Below are 14,340 nucleotides of genomic sequence, written 5' to 3'. Positions count from 1 at the left end.
TTTAGATTGGTAATACAATTTCATCGTCTGGATCGAACGAACCGGATAAGGTACCGCCTGTGCTTTGGTTGACCGGTGCAAATCCTGTTGCGGTATCAACCTCAACTGCGTTTGCTTGACTGCTAAATGCAAACGTACCGCTCAAATCAATAGCGGCTACACGGACCCCGGAAGCGACTACACGTTGCGTGATTTTACCGAACTGAACGGCACTCATGCCCGATTGGTTGATGACTTCGATCGGTAGGCTGGTAATGACGATTGCAGCCGGTTCCGGTGTGAGTGCATCGCTGTAAAGTTCTTTGATGCCGAATTTATCGGGTGTCGTGTTCAATGTGACTGCCAGGGAATTGATAACCCCGTCCATCGTGCCGTCTGAAACGTTCCGAGCAACCCGGGCACGAATAAGGATGCGCAATACTTCATCCGTTGCAAGCCCTCGCAGCTGGCCAACGTTCGCAGCGATAAGGTCCAACGTCTCACCTTCTGCCTGGTTAATGTCTCGCCAGGTTTCAACTTTTTTCAACGTTTCGTCCAGGTCTTCCATCTGACCCGAGACAAGCAGGATCAATTTTCCCACGTTGCTATTCGGGTTTTTCGTATACGATTCTGTTAAGCTGCGCATCATATTTTCAAAGATTCCCACGCTTAAATCACCGTCACTTTCGCCGTGTCAGTTTGTGCCACCTGGTTATCAGCAATGACAAGGTTTGCGGTTCCGAGTGTGCCGGCGCTTGTTCCAATTCTTACTTTTGCGTCGTCGATACCGGTAATGTTCAATACTGCCCGTGTCAACTGCGAAACAATAACGTCTTCGCCCATTTGAGAACCAACATAGATTGTTCCATCGCTTGCGGTACCGCCGATCAGTTGCACGATTTCATCTTTTACCAGGGTGATGCCGTTCGCAGGGAAACCAGCGTTCGTTGTCACATCGACTTCGACGTAAATACTGACTTGCGCTGCATAATCGAACCTTACCGTTTGGGCATTACCGGAAGCATCGTACACGGTTCTGACTTGCGTTCCCATTGGTTTAATACCAGCGGCTTTCTTTTCGTAAATGGCTTCTGCAATGGACTGCGCATCGCCACCGAGCACATAAGCATGAATGGATTTTGGATCATTGCCACCGACTGCCGTATTTTCATTGTTTTCAATGACCGATACCGCCCGAACGCTTGGAACTTCCAGGATGGCAGCACGAATTGAATTGGTGGTACCGAATCCGTTTCCTGCGGTTGAATCGAGCAAGCGGGCGACTAATTCCGTATCTGTTTCAATGTCTCGTCCTTCTGTTGCGCCCAGCGGGTTGTTTACCGTATAGACGTCTGCGGATGGTTCCGCTTGAATGGTGATCGTGTTAGCGGGTACGTTACCGACCGCACCAGGGAATAAAGCGACGGCGGACCCGGTACCGATTCCAGATGAATTCAATAGAACGTCCTGTGTCAGAACGAAATAAATATCATTGTCCGTCGTGAACTGCGTTCCTTCCAGGATCGTGAAATTCGGCTTTCCTGTGAACGATAGGTCCACGACCGATGATTGTTCCGGGTTTCGCTGCGTGTTATAGAGCGGCGTTAAATAGTCCAGCTGTACACCTTCCGCCTTGCCGACGAATGCGGAATTATAAACCTTTTCCGCCAGTTCCCACCCTTTCGAATGAAACCAGGCAAACAGACGAATGAGAATACCGAGCGGGGAACGTTCTGACGTGTTGATGTCATCGCCGAATAATTCCCGGGCCTTTATGTCCATTTCATCGAATATTTCAGCATAGTTTTTCTTTTTAAATCCCTTTGCATCAAGCCCCATTAAATCTCAACTCCTTCCAGCTGGACTTCTTCACCATTTGTTTTAAGCAGCGTCATAGTTACGGACAAACGACGTGATTTAAAATCCGGTACCATGTCCAATTGATCGACTGCTTGGATGCGTTCATCTGTTGTCGCAGCTTCGATGATTGCGAGTCGTGCCGCTTCTTCGTTGAATGGTTTTGTTTCAAACGGTTCACGATCCATACCATAATTCAAATCCAAGAACCATTCGCCTTGTGCTGCTTCCAGGTTCATTCGGACCGATTGTGCCAGTTCTTCGTCGTCTTCAATCATGGCAAAATCCCCGTTACTGATAACGAGGTCGCCGTTTGTGACTTTTAATGTTCTCATATCTCCAAGACCCCCAATATGACCGCATCCCGAATATCGTGCATCCTGGATGCGTCGGGATCGAACGGCTCTTTTTGTAGGTTGTCGAGTGCTCTTTCAGAAAATGCGACAAATACAATGTCATCTTCCGATAATGCCCCGACGTGCTTCAATACCGGTGCCCCTTCAATGAGTGGGTACCGTTCTGTTGTGCCGTCCTTATAAACGGTCATAAACAACAATTCAATGTCCGCTTGCTTCGCAGCTGCATCATAACTGACGACCCTTGCCGGTGCTGTTGTATGGACCGCTAGACGGATAGAACGTTTTAATTGGTCAAAGAAGGTTGCGTGTTTTGACATTAAATCATCTCCGCTTCTGTGTAGAATCCGTCTGACGTAGCAACGTGCTTTCCCCTGACCACCCGGAATGTACCGTTTGCGGTCGATGACTTCACTTTGACGATGCTTGCAACCGTGATTCGATGTTGCAGCAGCATTTTCACTTTATAACCTTCCGATTTGTCGTCGTCGAATGGTTCTGGTGAAGCAATCAATCCCGTTTCCTCACTCAACGTGAACCACTCGTCAAATCCTTCCTGCAGCGGGCGAATGACCAGGCGACCACGACGATAATAGATGATTGATCCGCAATCCCGCACGACTTCTTCCAGGTTGTTTAGGATTAAGCCCGTGACCATGTAACCCTTCTTATATACCTTGTCACGAACGAGTTTCGGTTTTGCTGCAAGTTTAATCCCGAGCACCTTCACCAGCTTGTTGATGATGACGGACCCTTTTGTTTCTTTCTTGAAAGCAATCTGCAATTTTTGTTCCTTGTCCTGTCCTTTTTTCTTGCCAGATGTGTATTTTTCAGCAGGATCAGCGGTTTTCTTCGTGACTTTGATTCGGGAAAAGTCATCACCTTCTAAAACAAAAACAGATGTGATTTTATCAACGCCCTCACGCTTCGTTAGAGCACGGGAAACGATGCCGGAAGCCAAGACCCCAACTTCACCCCGATAGCCCGCCTGTAACGTACAACGGACGCCACGTTTGATTTTGGCTATGCTGTCTTTCGAAAGGTTATACAATTGGATTTCGGTTTCGTTCGGCTTCGAATCATCATCAAAAGGGTTTTCGAATCGGATTTCCAACCCGTTATCCCCTTCATTGGTGTATGTCGCTTTATAGTTGCCGCTTTCAAAGGACACCCGCTTGACCCGGCCGAATTGTTCAGTCTGTTGCATCCGTTTCATCCTCCCCGCTACCATCCGCAATATAAAGAAAAACGGATTCCCCAAAATTCTCATAGAAAACCCGTCTTGCTTTCATACCAATATCAAGCGGAATGAGCGTTGGCGCTGGTAAATCGACCCGGGGAACGTCCGCCCATAAAGGACGACCGAGCACCAGTTTTTCACCCATAATGAATTCCACGTCCTCCCCGCTGTCGCCCGTCGTATACAGATCAAGCGTGAAGAAATCGCCAATCTCGTTGTAGTTGACTTGCATCGTGAACGGTTCGTCCGCTAAATCAATGTCAAAACGTTCTGGAAGCGCCGTCTTATCAATCGGGATGATGTCGTAAACCTCTTTTGCCAGTTCCATTTGCTCACCTACTTTATGCGTAATTTAACCCCAATCGGAATTCTCCGGTCGGGGTACTTGTTGAACGATCGTAATTTAGAAACGGTTGTTCCGTATTTTCTGGCCAAATCCCAATATGTGTCGCCTTTTTTCACGATGTGATACCGTTTCGGGCTAGGACGTGGCTTCTTTGATGCTGGTTTCTTTTTACCGCCCCGTGTGACCGGCTTTTGTGCTTTCTTCTTGATCCACGGGCTTTTTGACAAGCGGATTTTTTGAAGACTGACCGTGAGCGCAATACCATTTGCGATATTCGAATTATAATCCCTGTCAATCGACGTAATCAGAACCGCTGTTGCGGCGGTACGACCGACATAGTTCACGATCGTACCGTTATTCATATAGTCTTTTAATGTCCGCAGCCGGGTTGAATAATCTTTCCCGAGCAAATAAGCGGTGAACGTGTATTTCGGTGATGTTCTTTCGACATGATCCGAAATCGGCGCCCCTTTTTCAACCGGGTATTCAGTGACCCGGACGGCTTCACTCACGTTTTCATTTTCAACGTGAATGAGCACTTTGCCGAGTTTAGCCATTAATAATCGACCCCCTCTGCGAACAAGTCATGCAAGTGACTGTATATTTCGTCATTCGCTTGTCGGATTTGTTCTTTTACCGATGCCCCATCGCTGTCTCCACTCACTGTGATGTTGTATGTCGGATTGAAGTCAATACGAACGGTTTTATTGCTGTTGGTTGTCGTTCCTGCGCCGTATGATGCACCGCCTCCCATTCCTTCGTTTGCCACGGTCAACATGCTTTGCATCTGCATAGCAGGTAACGCTGCCGGTTGTGGCATCGTTGGCATCGTTGGCATTTCAAGCGCCGGGATTGTAGGCATAGCCGGTAATTTCGGAATAGCGGCGTTTGCCATTGATTTAGTAACGTCCTGGACCATACGCAAGTTATCGTCCATACCAATTGCGAGACCTTCAGTAGTCCATCCACCGTACTGAATCATAACTTTCGATGGTGAAGCGATTCCGAGAATTCCAGTAATTCCATCTTTAACCGTGTTCGCAATGTCACCGATCGTTCTAGCGACTGAACCGGCCATGCTCGAGATACCACCGATAAGACCCTGGATGATGTTCTTACCGATTCCGGCCAGGTCGATGCCGGAAAGTGTGTCCATGATGCTATTTCCGATACTCAATGCAGCTTGTCCGACTGCTCCGAGCAATTGCAAAATCCCGTTGATTAATGCCTGGATCAATTGAACGCCAGCTGAAAGCAATTGCGGTGCTGCTGAAACAAGCGCCTGGACCAATGCAACGATTAATTGCAGCGCTGCGGCGACCAGCTGCGGAACCATCTGAATGATTCCATTGATTAAGGACGTAAGGATTTGAACCCCGGCATTGATGATTTGTGGCAGGTTCGCAACAAGCGTGTTTGTCAGCTGCGTAATCAAGTTGACGGCCATCGTCACCAGCTGCGGCAACATTTGTGTGATTCCCGTTACCAGCTGCGTGATGACCCCGATACCCACCGTAATGAGTTGAGGAAGAAGCGTTGTCAATGTCGTGACCAGCTGCATGATGATACTCATTGCTGTTGTTAAGAGTTGCGGCAATGCTTGCATGATTCCAGTTAGTAAGCCCGTCAAAATTTGCATACCAGCGTTCAATAATAACGGCAAGTTGACCATGATTCCGTTTGCAATTGCCATAATGATTTGAAGCGCTCCGTTAAGGATCAGCGGCAAGGCCTGGACAATTCCATTCAACAATCCTTGAATTAATTGAAGTCCTAACGTTAAAAGCTGAGGAATCAAAGTTAAAATCGTGTTGACCAGCGTCATAATAATCTGCATAGCCACCGGAATGAGCGTTGGTAAAAGCGTCAGAATTCCAGTGATTAAGGCCTGCAAGATGCTAAATGCGGTCGTGACCAGGATCGGTAAAAGCGTCACGATTCCAGCAATCAATGCTTGCAAAATCTGCATTCCAGCATTCAGAAGAACCGGAAGCAATTGGCCAATGCTCGTTACCAGCATCAAGACAATTTGTGATAAAGCGGCGACGACTTGCGGAAGTGCCTGTGCGATACCCTGGACTAGACTTGTAACGATTTTAACGCCTTGATTCACGAACTGCGGTACTTGCGTGACAAGGAACGTTGCAATGCTCTGTACGACTTGCCCGATGGTTCCCGCTAGTGATGTGGCGTTTGAAGAAATACCCTGTGCAATGGCCGGAATGAAACGAGAAGCGGCAATGATAAGACCAGGAATCCCGCCGACCAGGAAACCAATGATAGACGGCACGATTTGTGCGAATATATCGCCTATCTTGCTGAAATCACCCTTGAAAGCGGCTGAAATAGCGGATGCGAACGCCGTTGCTTGCTGGACCAGCTGATTGAACACCGGCGCCAGGAATTTAGCGAGCCACCCGAACACTTGTTGTGCGACCTGTTGAATGCTTTTCCACGCTGAATTCACGGCATCGGCAAACACCTTGTTGTTTTGATACAACGCCGTGAATGCCACACCGAGCAACGCAAGCCCTGTGATGATTAGCGGGATCGGTCCGAGTGTTGCCATTAAACTAGCAGCGAGCGCCATTCCTGCTTGTGAGGACAAGAACGCCAGGACAAGTTTCACGGCAATAGCGAGAGCCGCTACCCCTTGCACGACACGATATAAAATCGGGTGTGCTTTCTGGAACGCACTTGTGAATTCATTGACTTTCGTAATGACCGCAAACAGGATATTGAACACCGCTGCAAACGCATTAGTCAAGCCGCTGAAAATCGTGACGACTGCTGAACCAACCATTTTCATTACTTTCATAAATCCGCCACCGAGTTTTTCGGTCAGACTATCAACCATCTTTGCAAATGCTTCGTTTTCACGGTACGCCTTACGGAATCCCGATACTAAACCGACAATTGCAGCTGCGACCAGGTACACGGTACCGGACATAGCAGCAAGACCCGTAACGAGCGGACCAAGCAGCATCCAGGCAGCAGCAAACGCTGCTTTCATACCCATGATTAGACCGATACCGATTGCGAGCGGGGAAAGAATCAACGTAAGCGCCGGAATGAGCATCAAGAACCCTTGCAGCATTCGTGCAACTGCCGGGTGTGCTTCATTGAACGCTGTCACCATGTTGGCGAGAACTGTTATAAAATTATAAATTCGTTTCATTACGTCGCCGAACACCTGGACCATTGGTTCAAATGCTTTTCGGACGGCGCTTTGCATCCGGTTAAATGCTTCCTCGTAACCCGCAACACTTTTCATTGCTGCTTTGTGCAAGGATGAATAGAGAAGTGCCGACGTAACGGCAGCAGCCATTGCGACCATCTGCATCCGCATGAGACCTTGTGAAATCATCATCGTCATTTCATTCAGCTGCTTCATGTTGGCATTTGGACCGAGCATTTGAAGCGCTAAAACTGCCGGTTGTCCCTGCATAGCGATGCGGTTCATACCGTCTGCGACTGCAAGTGCCCCCCTGTTGACCTGGTAAAGCGGGTTTCTCATTCGGTCAAAGTTGGCCGCAATCTTGTTTGCTTGTGTCGATCGTGCAAGCATTTGTCCGACACCCTGGATGAATCCCATTTTGGCCATCTTATCGGCTTTCATCATGGCGTCGGTAACTGCTTTGTGTGCCAATCCTGCTTTTTGGACTTCTCGCATGAATTGATTCGTTGATCCGCTATATGTATCAGCGGCTTTTGTTAGCTTGAACATGTCATATTCAGCTTTCATCATCTGATTACGTAATGGAATCATAGCCGCTCGTTGGGACTGGTACGCATCAAGCATTTGCCGTTTCATTTCTAATGCTTCTTGCGACATGCCCCGTGTTTGCATCATCATCCAGTTGGTTGATTCACCCATACGACGATAACCCCTAGAATAATTCCCGCTCATACGGTTGATGTCGTTCGTCATATCCCGTGTATTCTGCGTGACCTCATTGATTCGTTGGTTAATATCCCGCAGCGGATCAGCGTTGGCCAAAATATCGACGATGATTTGATTTTCACGCAATGCCATGTCTAGCACCCCCTTACTTTTTCTTCTGCGCTTCCTTGTCTTCTAGCTTTCTGTATTCTTCCAATGCGACGGAAGCCATTCGGATTTCGTGCGGGTCCATCATGGAAACTTCTGTATAGCTAAATTTCTCACTCATTATTAGCTTCCAGAACGCCCAATCTCGAGCGACTTCACGTGCATAAACGGATTTCGGGAACGGTTTAGCCCATAAGAAAGTCTGACGCTTCTTTCATCAATTCATTGAACGCCGTGTTGCCGATTTCTTCGACCGTTTCCCAGGTTACCCGTGGTTCGACAATGACGTGTTTCATGTACTCGTCATACAATTTTTCTTCGACAATCTGACCGTTCATGTTCTTTGCCCGGTCACGGATGCGGACACCTTCACGAACGCCTGGATGTTGTAACGTGAATTCTTTTTGATCGTCACCGATAGTTACCGTCTTTTGTGTACCTTGTGCTGTTTTTGCCAATTTGAGCATCTCCCTTTTACTAGCCATAGTTTTTTATCACCCTTTCAATACAATGAAATACGCCGAAATATTTGTCCCGGCGCATCCTGGTTCTTATTGGTCCGTATAGTCGAACACACGGATTTCAAATTCTCGGTCTTCGATTTCGTCACTCAATCCACCAGACGGCGACTTGACGAACATTGCTTTTGTACCACCGATTTTTTCCGATGGTGTTTTAACCCAAATCGGGAACACTTTTCGAGCGGCTGCGAGTTTCTTTAAAGCTGCCAGCGATGGTGAAGTTTGAGACAACGTAAGGGTGATTGTACCCGTGTTGTTGTTCGTGATCGCAACCGCTGTATCTCCAAGCGCATCCGTTTTCGAGTTAAAGTTGTCCTCGTCCTTTTCCCATTCAACAAATGAACCTTCTGCAAATCCTGTGATGAATTTGTTATCGATATTTACTGATGTTTCCCGTGCGTCAAACGTGCGAACTTCCGGCATGATTCTTTACCCCCTCTTTTGATTACAATTCAATTTGTCCGTACACTTCGACTTCATGGATCGCCCCAGCATTAGCAAAGCGGAATGAAAGCCCTTTGTAAATGCGGTTTGCTCGGTCAGCTGGATTCGATTCATTGCGTGTGAGCGCTGTAATCGTGTAATCCGGCAATTTGTCATCCGTTTCAGCAATGATGCCTTGTGTGTACGCCAATTGAAGCGCTGTTGTTGCTGCTCCTTCGATCAATCCGATTCCTCGGTTATCATAAGGTACTTTCGGCGCATTTTGCAGCGCTGTTTGAATCTGGTTTTCCATCGTGACTTTCACGAAATCTTTTCCGTGCAAGGCGTCGATATATTCACCAGTACCAGTGATACCGTTCGACAATTGACCTTTGCCCGCTTTCACGACGTAAGCAATAGCGTTGTCCGCTTCGATTTCGGCCAATTCACCTTCTGCAAGGTAACCTGGCGTGATGCCAGCGAAACCGCCTTTGAACTTCCATGTGATCGAACCGACCGGAAGTGAAGCGAGCGAACCGACCGCAGCTGCATCCAAATGCTCACCGACTGTCGGGTGATCGAAAATGATTGTCCGTTTGTACGTTTTGAGCGTTTCCCGTGAGTTGTTGTCTTTTGTGAGAGCAGCAAAGAACTTGAAGTCCATTCCGTCGATGAATTGAGCGACTTTCACTTGATCCGCTGAAACGCCACCGACCAAAAGTGCAAAGTGCCATTCCCGGTTTGCGAATTGCAGCAATGCTGAATCCGGCGCCCCTGTTTGATACGTTGCAACCGCAATTGCTTCCGCATGATTGGATTGAGCAAAGAACGTTTGCGCTTTTGCATATGTTTCCGTTTCTGCTGCAAAGTCCGCTTCGAGTGCTTCCAGTGAATAATATTCTTTGAACATCGATGTTCCGGTTTTTTCAACCAGGATCAGCGGGCGACCGAGACCAACCAACGGCGCTGGCGATGCCAGGTCAATAATTACTTTAACGTCTGTTAATGCCATGATTTATTTTCCTCCCTATTGCAGTATTTCTACCGATTCGATGATTTCACCGCTTGATTCTTCTACATGAGTAACACGGAACCGGACATCTAGCCCGTACCGTCGTTCGTTATCCACTGACAAGAACGTGTCACGGCTTTGAATCCCTTCAATCTTCACAAACACAATGCCCTGGTCACTTAACGTCTGTCGATGCTGCGACAACTTAAATAACATGGCCGTTTTATGCGAGAGCATTTGAACTTCCGTTGCATCCTGCGAATGCCAGGTGAAGGAAAAGACAATTTCCACGTCTTCAATCAATTGGCCGTCGATTTCTGCGCTTGCTTTTGGCAAATACGGTGAAGTCAGTGTGTAGGCACAAAACGGATAGGCGGGTTGTTCATCATTCGACGCTTGCAAGATGACCAGGTGCCCTGTGTTGTTACGAATGTGAAAAATGATGATTCGTTTGATATTCTCGTAATCCATCATTCCACCACCCTATCGAATGAACTCACGTATTTGACCGTATAGGAATTGAAATCCCCATAAGTCTCATGCGGATTGACCCGCAGTACATGATAGATTTTGTCCTCATGTTTGATCCGTGTTCCATTCGCTAGTTTTGGACCAGTGAAATATAACGTCCTGTCGGCTTCTGTGAGCGTTCCGCCGCTTTGCGCAATCTGTCGGTCTCCTAATGGAACTAACGCCCCACGGTGCCCCTCCCATGCGTTTTCAGCGGTGACCTTCTCCCCGATGTCGTTATAATAACTAGCCCCCACAATCTCGATAGAGAAAGGGACGCTGTATTTATCTATTAATCTTTTAAAACGATAGATGATCGACACAACGCCACCCCCTATTCAATCTTGTGGTCCATCGAATTAATCATGTTGCCGGTATCGACCAGCGGATTGCTTGAACCCTTCTGTTCGACGGTTAAACCGACGTTTGCCGGGTCTCGTAAGTCCCGAGCGAATTCTTGCAGCTTGCCTTGTGATTCGAGAGCGAGAGCGGATAGTAACGCTTCTGGCGGTACCCCATTCAAAATAGCGGACCCAATCAGTTCGTTATACTTGCGAACGATTTCGGGTCCGTGTTGGTCCCATCCAGCCCGAATGAAAGAGCGTTCCGGGATTTTGATTTGTGTTGTCGTCTTTTTCAAGCTGATACCGAATTTATAGCGGAAGAACCCCCGCATTTTATCCGTGACGTCGATCGTGCATCCGAATTCGTGGATGTCGGCCAACATTTGCGTGAACCCTTCACCGAAATAACCAACCCGAATCCGCTTACCGTCAAATGCTTCTGCGCTTGAAATGGCTTGCGGTAATCGGTTTCGGTCTTTCACTCTAATTCGTGCCCTCATGGTTTACACCGAAAAGAAACGAACCGCTGAATGATAAGGTGCCCAATGCCCATAAGCGCCACGGAACGCCTGTGTTGCATCGGTTGAGAATGATTGAGACATGCCGCCGATGGATTCAGCAACGACGTTCCCTTGTTCTGAACCGGCTTGTGCTGCCTTGACCCATTCCGCTATCCCTAGTTTTACAGGACCAGGCAAGACGAGTTTCCCCGATACCGGTTCGATCAGCTGCATGAAATCCAACTTGTCACAATGTTCCTGTGCTGCGAGCAAGCCCGATTCCAGAAAGAGCGCAAGTTTTACATCTTGTGATAAATCATCAAGCGGGATTCCCAGCAATGTTTTTAACTCGTCCAGGGTCATAATTACTCACCCTTTTGTTCAGCTGCGATTGTATCGTCAAGCAATGATCGTAAGTCTGCGACCTTTGCTTTCGGATCAAAGTTCACTTCACGTTTCTTTAATTCTTCGATGACTTCCGTTTTCGTCAATTCCTTGACTGTTTGACGCACCCAACCGAGCGGCTTGTAAAACAAACGGAAACGGCGTTCATCCACTTCTAATTCCTGCCCGTCACGTTCAATGGTGATTAGTTCTTGTTTTTCGGCCATGTTAAGACCCTCCTATTCGTTTGATTATGCCGTTACGTCTGGTGTAAGAACCGCAAACGCTTCGTTTTTCAAGACCATGAATCCGACGTACATCGTTACACGCAAGGCAACCATGTCACGTTCCCAAAGGTTGATCGGGACGTTGTTTTCATCGACGACTGTTGAAATCGTCGCTTGTGTTGAGATGTCATATTCCATTTCTTGCGGAATTCCGAAACGAGCCATGTTCCAGTCACCAGTCATGGCAACCGCTTTTGTTTTATCAAACGATTTACCGTTGACGTATGAGAGCGGAAGACCCAGGATGTCGTCTGGTGCTGTGCCGTCACCTTTTGTAAAGATTGGGCGACCGGCCGCATCCAATTCACCACGGAACTTTTGTTTGAGTGAACGGACCGTAACAATTCCATCTGGATCAATTTCATTGTCTTCCACCAACCCGAGCAAACCGTTTAATTGCGGGTAAAGCGGCGCTGAATCATCAAGCGGAACGTCGTTATCTGCTGCAACGGCAGCTGCAAGGATGTTTTGACCCGCTGCATACGGTGAATTCGTACCGAACAATGCTGCCTGGTCAAACTTCGTGTAAAACGCTTCTGCGATTTTAGGACGCATCATGTCAAAGAATGTTGGTACGTTGTAACGTAAGAATTCTTTTGTAACAGGAAGGATGACCGCAATTTTCTTCGCACGTAACGTCGCTTTGAGCCATGTTGGTTTTGAAGTTTGAATGCGTTCCCCTTCATCCACCCAGTAAGCGCCGACGCCATCTGCAAGATACGTGAATTCTTTTTCAAGCGTCGTCATTTCCTCAAATTCCGCTTGCTGCATGACTGCGGATTGTGCCACAACGTCACCGATTGTTTCGACTGCGTATTGTTTTGGTACGTTTCCTGTCATTGCGTCCGACATGAGGACGTTATCTGGTGTGAATGTTGGTTTAGCGAAAAATTGGATATTTAATTTCATAGGGAATTTAGGATTTGGCGTTGACATGTGTTGTACCTTCTTTCGTTATTTTTTAATTTGATTCTTGCGGATCGTGTCAAGAAGTGATGGTGAACCACCCGCATTTGAACCAGCGTTACCGTTACCCGGGTTATAGCCGGCGCCTTTGAACTTGTCTTGTACCTGTTCAGCGACCAGCTGATTGATGACGTCGGTTAGCGTTTTGATTTTTCCGTCCATATCAGCTTGACGGGTTTCCTCGTCTTCACCTTCTGTTGTAACGACGAAATCCAATAATCGGGCATCTAACTTTTGTTCATTTAGCTTCTGTGAAGCATAAAAGCGGGCTTCTTTTACCGCTAATTCCTGTTTCGCTTGTTCGAACTTGTCTTGTGCTTGCTGCGCCAACTGTTCTTTCGTCAATCCCTGGTTTTTGAGTTGTTCAATCGTCGTTTCAAGCGCCTTTGTGCGGTGGCTCCATGTGTTTGTGACGGAATCTTTCGCCTTATTAATTAAAGCGTCGATTGCTTGCTGTTGCTCCGGTGTAAATAGGTCATTATCTCCCCCAGCGCCTTTGTCTGTGCCTGGATCGGGATTGCCTAGATTACTGCCGGGAGGTTCAGCGCCGCCACCTGCCCCGCCGCCTGGATCAGCTGAAAAGAATTGGATTGGTAAACGTAATGTGTAACGTGATTGATTAATAAACATGGTTCATTCTCCTTTGTGCGTTCCACTGTTCTAACCCGCTTCCGCCCCGTAGACCGTTGCTTTCACGTTCCAGACACAATGACCCGCAAGAAATTTTATGATGCCTTGCTTTGTTGCCATTTCTTGTACTGTCTTTGCAATGCCGCTTCACCGTCTGCGACGCCGATCGTCTTAATGCCGACGACTTCATAACGAGCAAAGCAGCGGCAGCGGATGTCATTGTAAGGCGTACCGCTTTTGCCGGGAATCATGGCTGTAACACCGTTACCCAGGTCAAACGGTTCATCTAGTGCCCGTTTCTGGCCTTGTAACACTCGATGGTTTGCCTTACGTGTCTTTCTCACCCGCTCGTCACCCATGTTCACCCAATACTTGACCATCACAACGCCCTGGTTACTTGCATTTTGAGCGCTATCGAATGTGCCTTGTTCCCGGATGCGGTGGACTTCCGTTTCACTAATCATCAATGCCCGGTTGTAATCCATCGTGAATACCCGTTGAATTTCCGCAGCCATTTGATGAAGGTCTTGCCCTTGCGCTAACCCCTGCGAGATAGCCGCTTGAATATCAGCGGTGATTTTCTGCCTGGACTTCTCGAGTGACGCATTTAACCGCAATTTTTCAATCTTGTTTTTCTGCGTGAGTGCCAGCAATTCCGGTGTGCGTGGTGAAACGTTACCGAGTGTTTTATCAATTGCCTTTTCCAAACCAAACGACATCCAGGAATAAGAAAAACTGTATGAATCATCAAGCAGCGATTGAATGACTTCCCGATTGTATTTGCCTAACCGATTCGCCTGTGCGACTGCCTGCTGCTGCAACCGTTGAATGTCTCGATAAGCGACTATATCCATATAGGACAACTTGCCATCCTTTATTTTGACAAATAGGCCGCCTAACTCTTTCGTTAGGTCCGTGACTACCTTTTCATACT

General features: G+C 47.6%; 19 protein-coding genes. All 19 read right to left on the bottom strand.

Going from position 1 to position 14,340, the window contains the following annotated elements:
* Window position 1: 1 nt before the first annotated feature.
* The 19 genes from KNP91_RS05470 to KNP91_RS05380 all read right to left on the bottom strand — a co-directional run bounded on the left by KNP91_RS05470 (window position 2) and on the right by KNP91_RS05380 (window position 14,260).
* Window positions 2–646 (bottom strand): DUF2612 domain-containing protein, encoded by a 645-nt coding sequence (locus KNP91_RS05470; protein WP_251135903.1) that lies wholly within the window; start codon window positions 644–646, stop codon window positions 2–4.
* A 2-nt stretch (window positions 647–648) separates the two neighbouring features.
* Window positions 649–1,818: a baseplate J/gp47 family protein gene (locus KNP91_RS05465; RefSeq protein WP_214849021.1), complete on the bottom strand. Its 1,170-nt coding sequence runs from the start codon at window positions 1,816–1,818 to the stop codon at window positions 649–651.
* Window positions 1,818–2,171 carry a contractile injection system sheath initiator gene (locus KNP91_RS05460; RefSeq protein ID WP_214849020.1) on the bottom strand — a complete coding sequence of 118 codons (354 nt, stop codon included), beginning with the start codon at window positions 2,169–2,171 and terminating at the stop codon, window positions 1,818–1,820. The genes KNP91_RS05465 and KNP91_RS05460 overlap by 1 nt, the downstream gene beginning before the upstream one ends.
* Complete coding sequence (locus KNP91_RS05455) at window positions 2,168–2,512, bottom strand: Gp138 family membrane-puncturing spike protein (RefSeq protein WP_214849018.1); 345 nt, start codon at window positions 2,510–2,512, stop codon at window positions 2,168–2,170. Before KNP91_RS05455 ends, KNP91_RS05460 begins: the two co-directional genes overlap by 4 nt.
* The gene (locus KNP91_RS05450; protein WP_214849016.1) at window positions 2,512–3,399 is read right to left on the bottom strand and encodes a phage protein; all 888 of its coding nucleotides are present in this window, start codon (window positions 3,397–3,399) and stop codon (window positions 2,512–2,514) included. Before KNP91_RS05450 ends, KNP91_RS05455 begins: the two co-directional genes overlap by 1 nt.
* A complete protein-coding gene (locus KNP91_RS05445) occupies window positions 3,386–3,760 on the bottom strand; it encodes a phage baseplate plug family protein (protein ID WP_214849014.1) in 375 nt (124 codons plus the stop codon). Before KNP91_RS05445 ends, KNP91_RS05450 begins: the two co-directional genes overlap by 14 nt.
* Before the next feature lie 8 nt (window positions 3,761–3,768).
* The gene (locus KNP91_RS05440) at window positions 3,769–4,335 is read right to left on the bottom strand and encodes a LysM peptidoglycan-binding domain-containing protein (RefSeq protein WP_214849012.1); all 567 of its coding nucleotides are present in this window, start codon (window positions 4,333–4,335) and stop codon (window positions 3,769–3,771) included.
* On the bottom strand, window positions 4,335–7,814 hold the full coding sequence (locus tag KNP91_RS05435) for a phage tail protein (protein WP_214849010.1): 3,480 nt from the start codon (window positions 7,812–7,814) through the stop codon (window positions 4,335–4,337). Before KNP91_RS05435 ends, KNP91_RS05440 begins: the two co-directional genes overlap by 1 nt.
* A 200-nt stretch (window positions 7,815–8,014) precedes the next feature.
* Entirely contained in the window at window positions 8,015–8,287 is a 273-nt protein-coding gene (locus KNP91_RS05430; protein ID WP_251135902.1) for a hypothetical protein, read from the bottom strand.
* Window positions 8,288–8,380: 93 nt separating this feature from the next.
* Window positions 8,381–8,773 (bottom strand): phage structural protein, encoded by a 393-nt coding sequence (locus KNP91_RS05425; protein WP_214849009.1) that lies wholly within the window; start codon window positions 8,771–8,773, stop codon window positions 8,381–8,383.
* 22 nt (window positions 8,774–8,795) lie between these two features.
* Entirely contained in the window at window positions 8,796–9,785 is a 990-nt protein-coding gene (locus KNP91_RS05420) for a DUF3383 family protein (RefSeq protein ID WP_214849008.1), read from the bottom strand.
* 15 nt (window positions 9,786–9,800) lie between these two features.
* Window positions 9,801–10,256 (bottom strand): phage neck terminator protein, encoded by a 456-nt coding sequence (locus KNP91_RS05415; protein ID WP_214849007.1) that lies wholly within the window; start codon window positions 10,254–10,256, stop codon window positions 9,801–9,803.
* Window positions 10,256–10,618: a head-tail adaptor protein gene (locus KNP91_RS05410; RefSeq protein WP_214849006.1), complete on the bottom strand. Its 363-nt coding sequence runs from the start codon at window positions 10,616–10,618 to the stop codon at window positions 10,256–10,258. The genes KNP91_RS05415 and KNP91_RS05410 overlap by 1 nt, the downstream gene beginning before the upstream one ends.
* Window positions 10,619–10,629: 11 nt before the next feature.
* Complete coding sequence (locus KNP91_RS05405; protein ID WP_353048711.1) at window positions 10,630–11,121, bottom strand: hypothetical protein; 492 nt, start codon at window positions 11,119–11,121, stop codon at window positions 10,630–10,632.
* Between the two features lie 21 nt (window positions 11,122–11,142).
* A complete protein-coding gene (locus KNP91_RS05400; protein ID WP_214849002.1) occupies window positions 11,143–11,502 on the bottom strand; it encodes a head-tail connector protein in 360 nt (119 codons plus the stop codon).
* A 2-nt stretch (window positions 11,503–11,504) separates the two neighbouring features.
* Window positions 11,505–11,750 (bottom strand): hypothetical protein, encoded by a 246-nt coding sequence (locus KNP91_RS05395; protein ID WP_214849000.1) that lies wholly within the window; start codon window positions 11,748–11,750, stop codon window positions 11,505–11,507.
* A 24-nt stretch (window positions 11,751–11,774) separates the two neighbouring features.
* A complete protein-coding gene (locus KNP91_RS05390) occupies window positions 11,775–12,746 on the bottom strand; it encodes a phage major capsid protein (protein ID WP_251135901.1) in 972 nt (323 codons plus the stop codon).
* Between the two features lie 18 nt (window positions 12,747–12,764).
* A complete protein-coding gene (locus KNP91_RS05385) occupies window positions 12,765–13,406 on the bottom strand; it encodes a capsid assembly scaffolding protein Gp46 family protein (RefSeq protein ID WP_214848996.1) in 642 nt (213 codons plus the stop codon).
* Between the two features lie 95 nt (window positions 13,407–13,501).
* Window positions 13,502–14,260, bottom strand: a complete 759-nt coding sequence (locus KNP91_RS05380; RefSeq protein WP_214848993.1) for a phage minor head protein — start codon at window positions 14,258–14,260, stop codon at window positions 13,502–13,504.
* Between the last annotated feature and the right edge of the window lie 80 nt (window positions 14,261–14,340).

Origin of the sequence: Exiguobacterium sp. s138, from assembly GCF_018618775.1 — a bacterium.
GTDB classification, from domain to species: domain Bacteria; phylum Bacillota; class Bacilli; order Exiguobacteriales; family Exiguobacteriaceae; genus Exiguobacterium_A; species Exiguobacterium_A artemiae.
The sequence above is the reverse complement of the archived record's forward strand: the minus strand, read 5'-3'. Positions and strand labels throughout refer to the sequence as shown.

Excerpts from the sequence above, each read along its gene's own strand:
- KNP91_RS05395 (WP_214849000.1), bottom strand. The coding sequence starts at position 11,750 with ATGGCCGAAAAACAAGAACTAATCACCATTGAACGTGACGGGCAGGAA.
- KNP91_RS05385 (WP_214848996.1), bottom strand. The coding sequence starts at position 13,406 with ATGTTTATTAATCAATCACGTTACACATTACGTTTACCAATCCAATTC.
- KNP91_RS05425 (WP_214849009.1), bottom strand. The coding sequence starts at position 8,773 with ATGCCGGAAGTTCGCACGTTTGACGCACGGGAAACATCAGTAAATATC.
- KNP91_RS05460 (WP_214849020.1), bottom strand. The coding sequence starts at position 2,171 with ATGAGAACATTAAAAGTCACAAACGGCGACCTCGTTATCAGTAACGGG.
- KNP91_RS05390 (WP_251135901.1), bottom strand. The coding sequence starts at position 12,746 with ATGTCAACGCCAAATCCTAAATTCCCTATGAAATTAAATATCCAATTT.
- KNP91_RS05450 (WP_214849016.1), bottom strand. The coding sequence starts at position 3,399 with ATGCAACAGACTGAACAATTCGGCCGGGTCAAGCGGGTGTCCTTTGAA.
- KNP91_RS05420 (WP_214849008.1), bottom strand. The coding sequence starts at position 9,785 with ATGGCATTAACAGACGTTAAAGTAATTATTGACCTGGCATCGCCAGCG.
- KNP91_RS05445 (WP_214849014.1), bottom strand. The coding sequence starts at position 3,760 with ATGGAACTGGCAAAAGAGGTTTACGACATCATCCCGATTGATAAGACG.
- KNP91_RS05435 (WP_214849010.1), bottom strand. The coding sequence starts at position 7,814 with ATGGCATTGCGTGAAAATCAAATCATCGTCGATATTTTGGCCAACGCT.
- KNP91_RS05465 (WP_214849021.1), bottom strand. The coding sequence starts at position 1,818 with ATGGGGCTTGATGCAAAGGGATTTAAAAAGAAAAACTATGCTGAAATA.
- KNP91_RS05415 (WP_214849007.1), bottom strand. The coding sequence starts at position 10,256 with ATGGATTACGAGAATATCAAACGAATCATCATTTTTCACATTCGTAAC.
- KNP91_RS05455 (WP_214849018.1), bottom strand. The coding sequence starts at position 2,512 with ATGTCAAAACACGCAACCTTCTTTGACCAATTAAAACGTTCTATCCGT.
- KNP91_RS05440 (WP_214849012.1), bottom strand. The coding sequence starts at position 4,335 with ATGGCTAAACTCGGCAAAGTGCTCATTCACGTTGAAAATGAAAACGTG.
- KNP91_RS05380 (WP_214848993.1), bottom strand. The coding sequence starts at position 14,260 with ATGGATATAGTCGCTTATCGAGACATTCAACGGTTGCAGCAGCAGGCA.
- KNP91_RS05400 (WP_214849002.1), bottom strand. The coding sequence starts at position 11,502 with ATGACCCTGGACGAGTTAAAAACATTGCTGGGAATCCCGCTTGATGAT.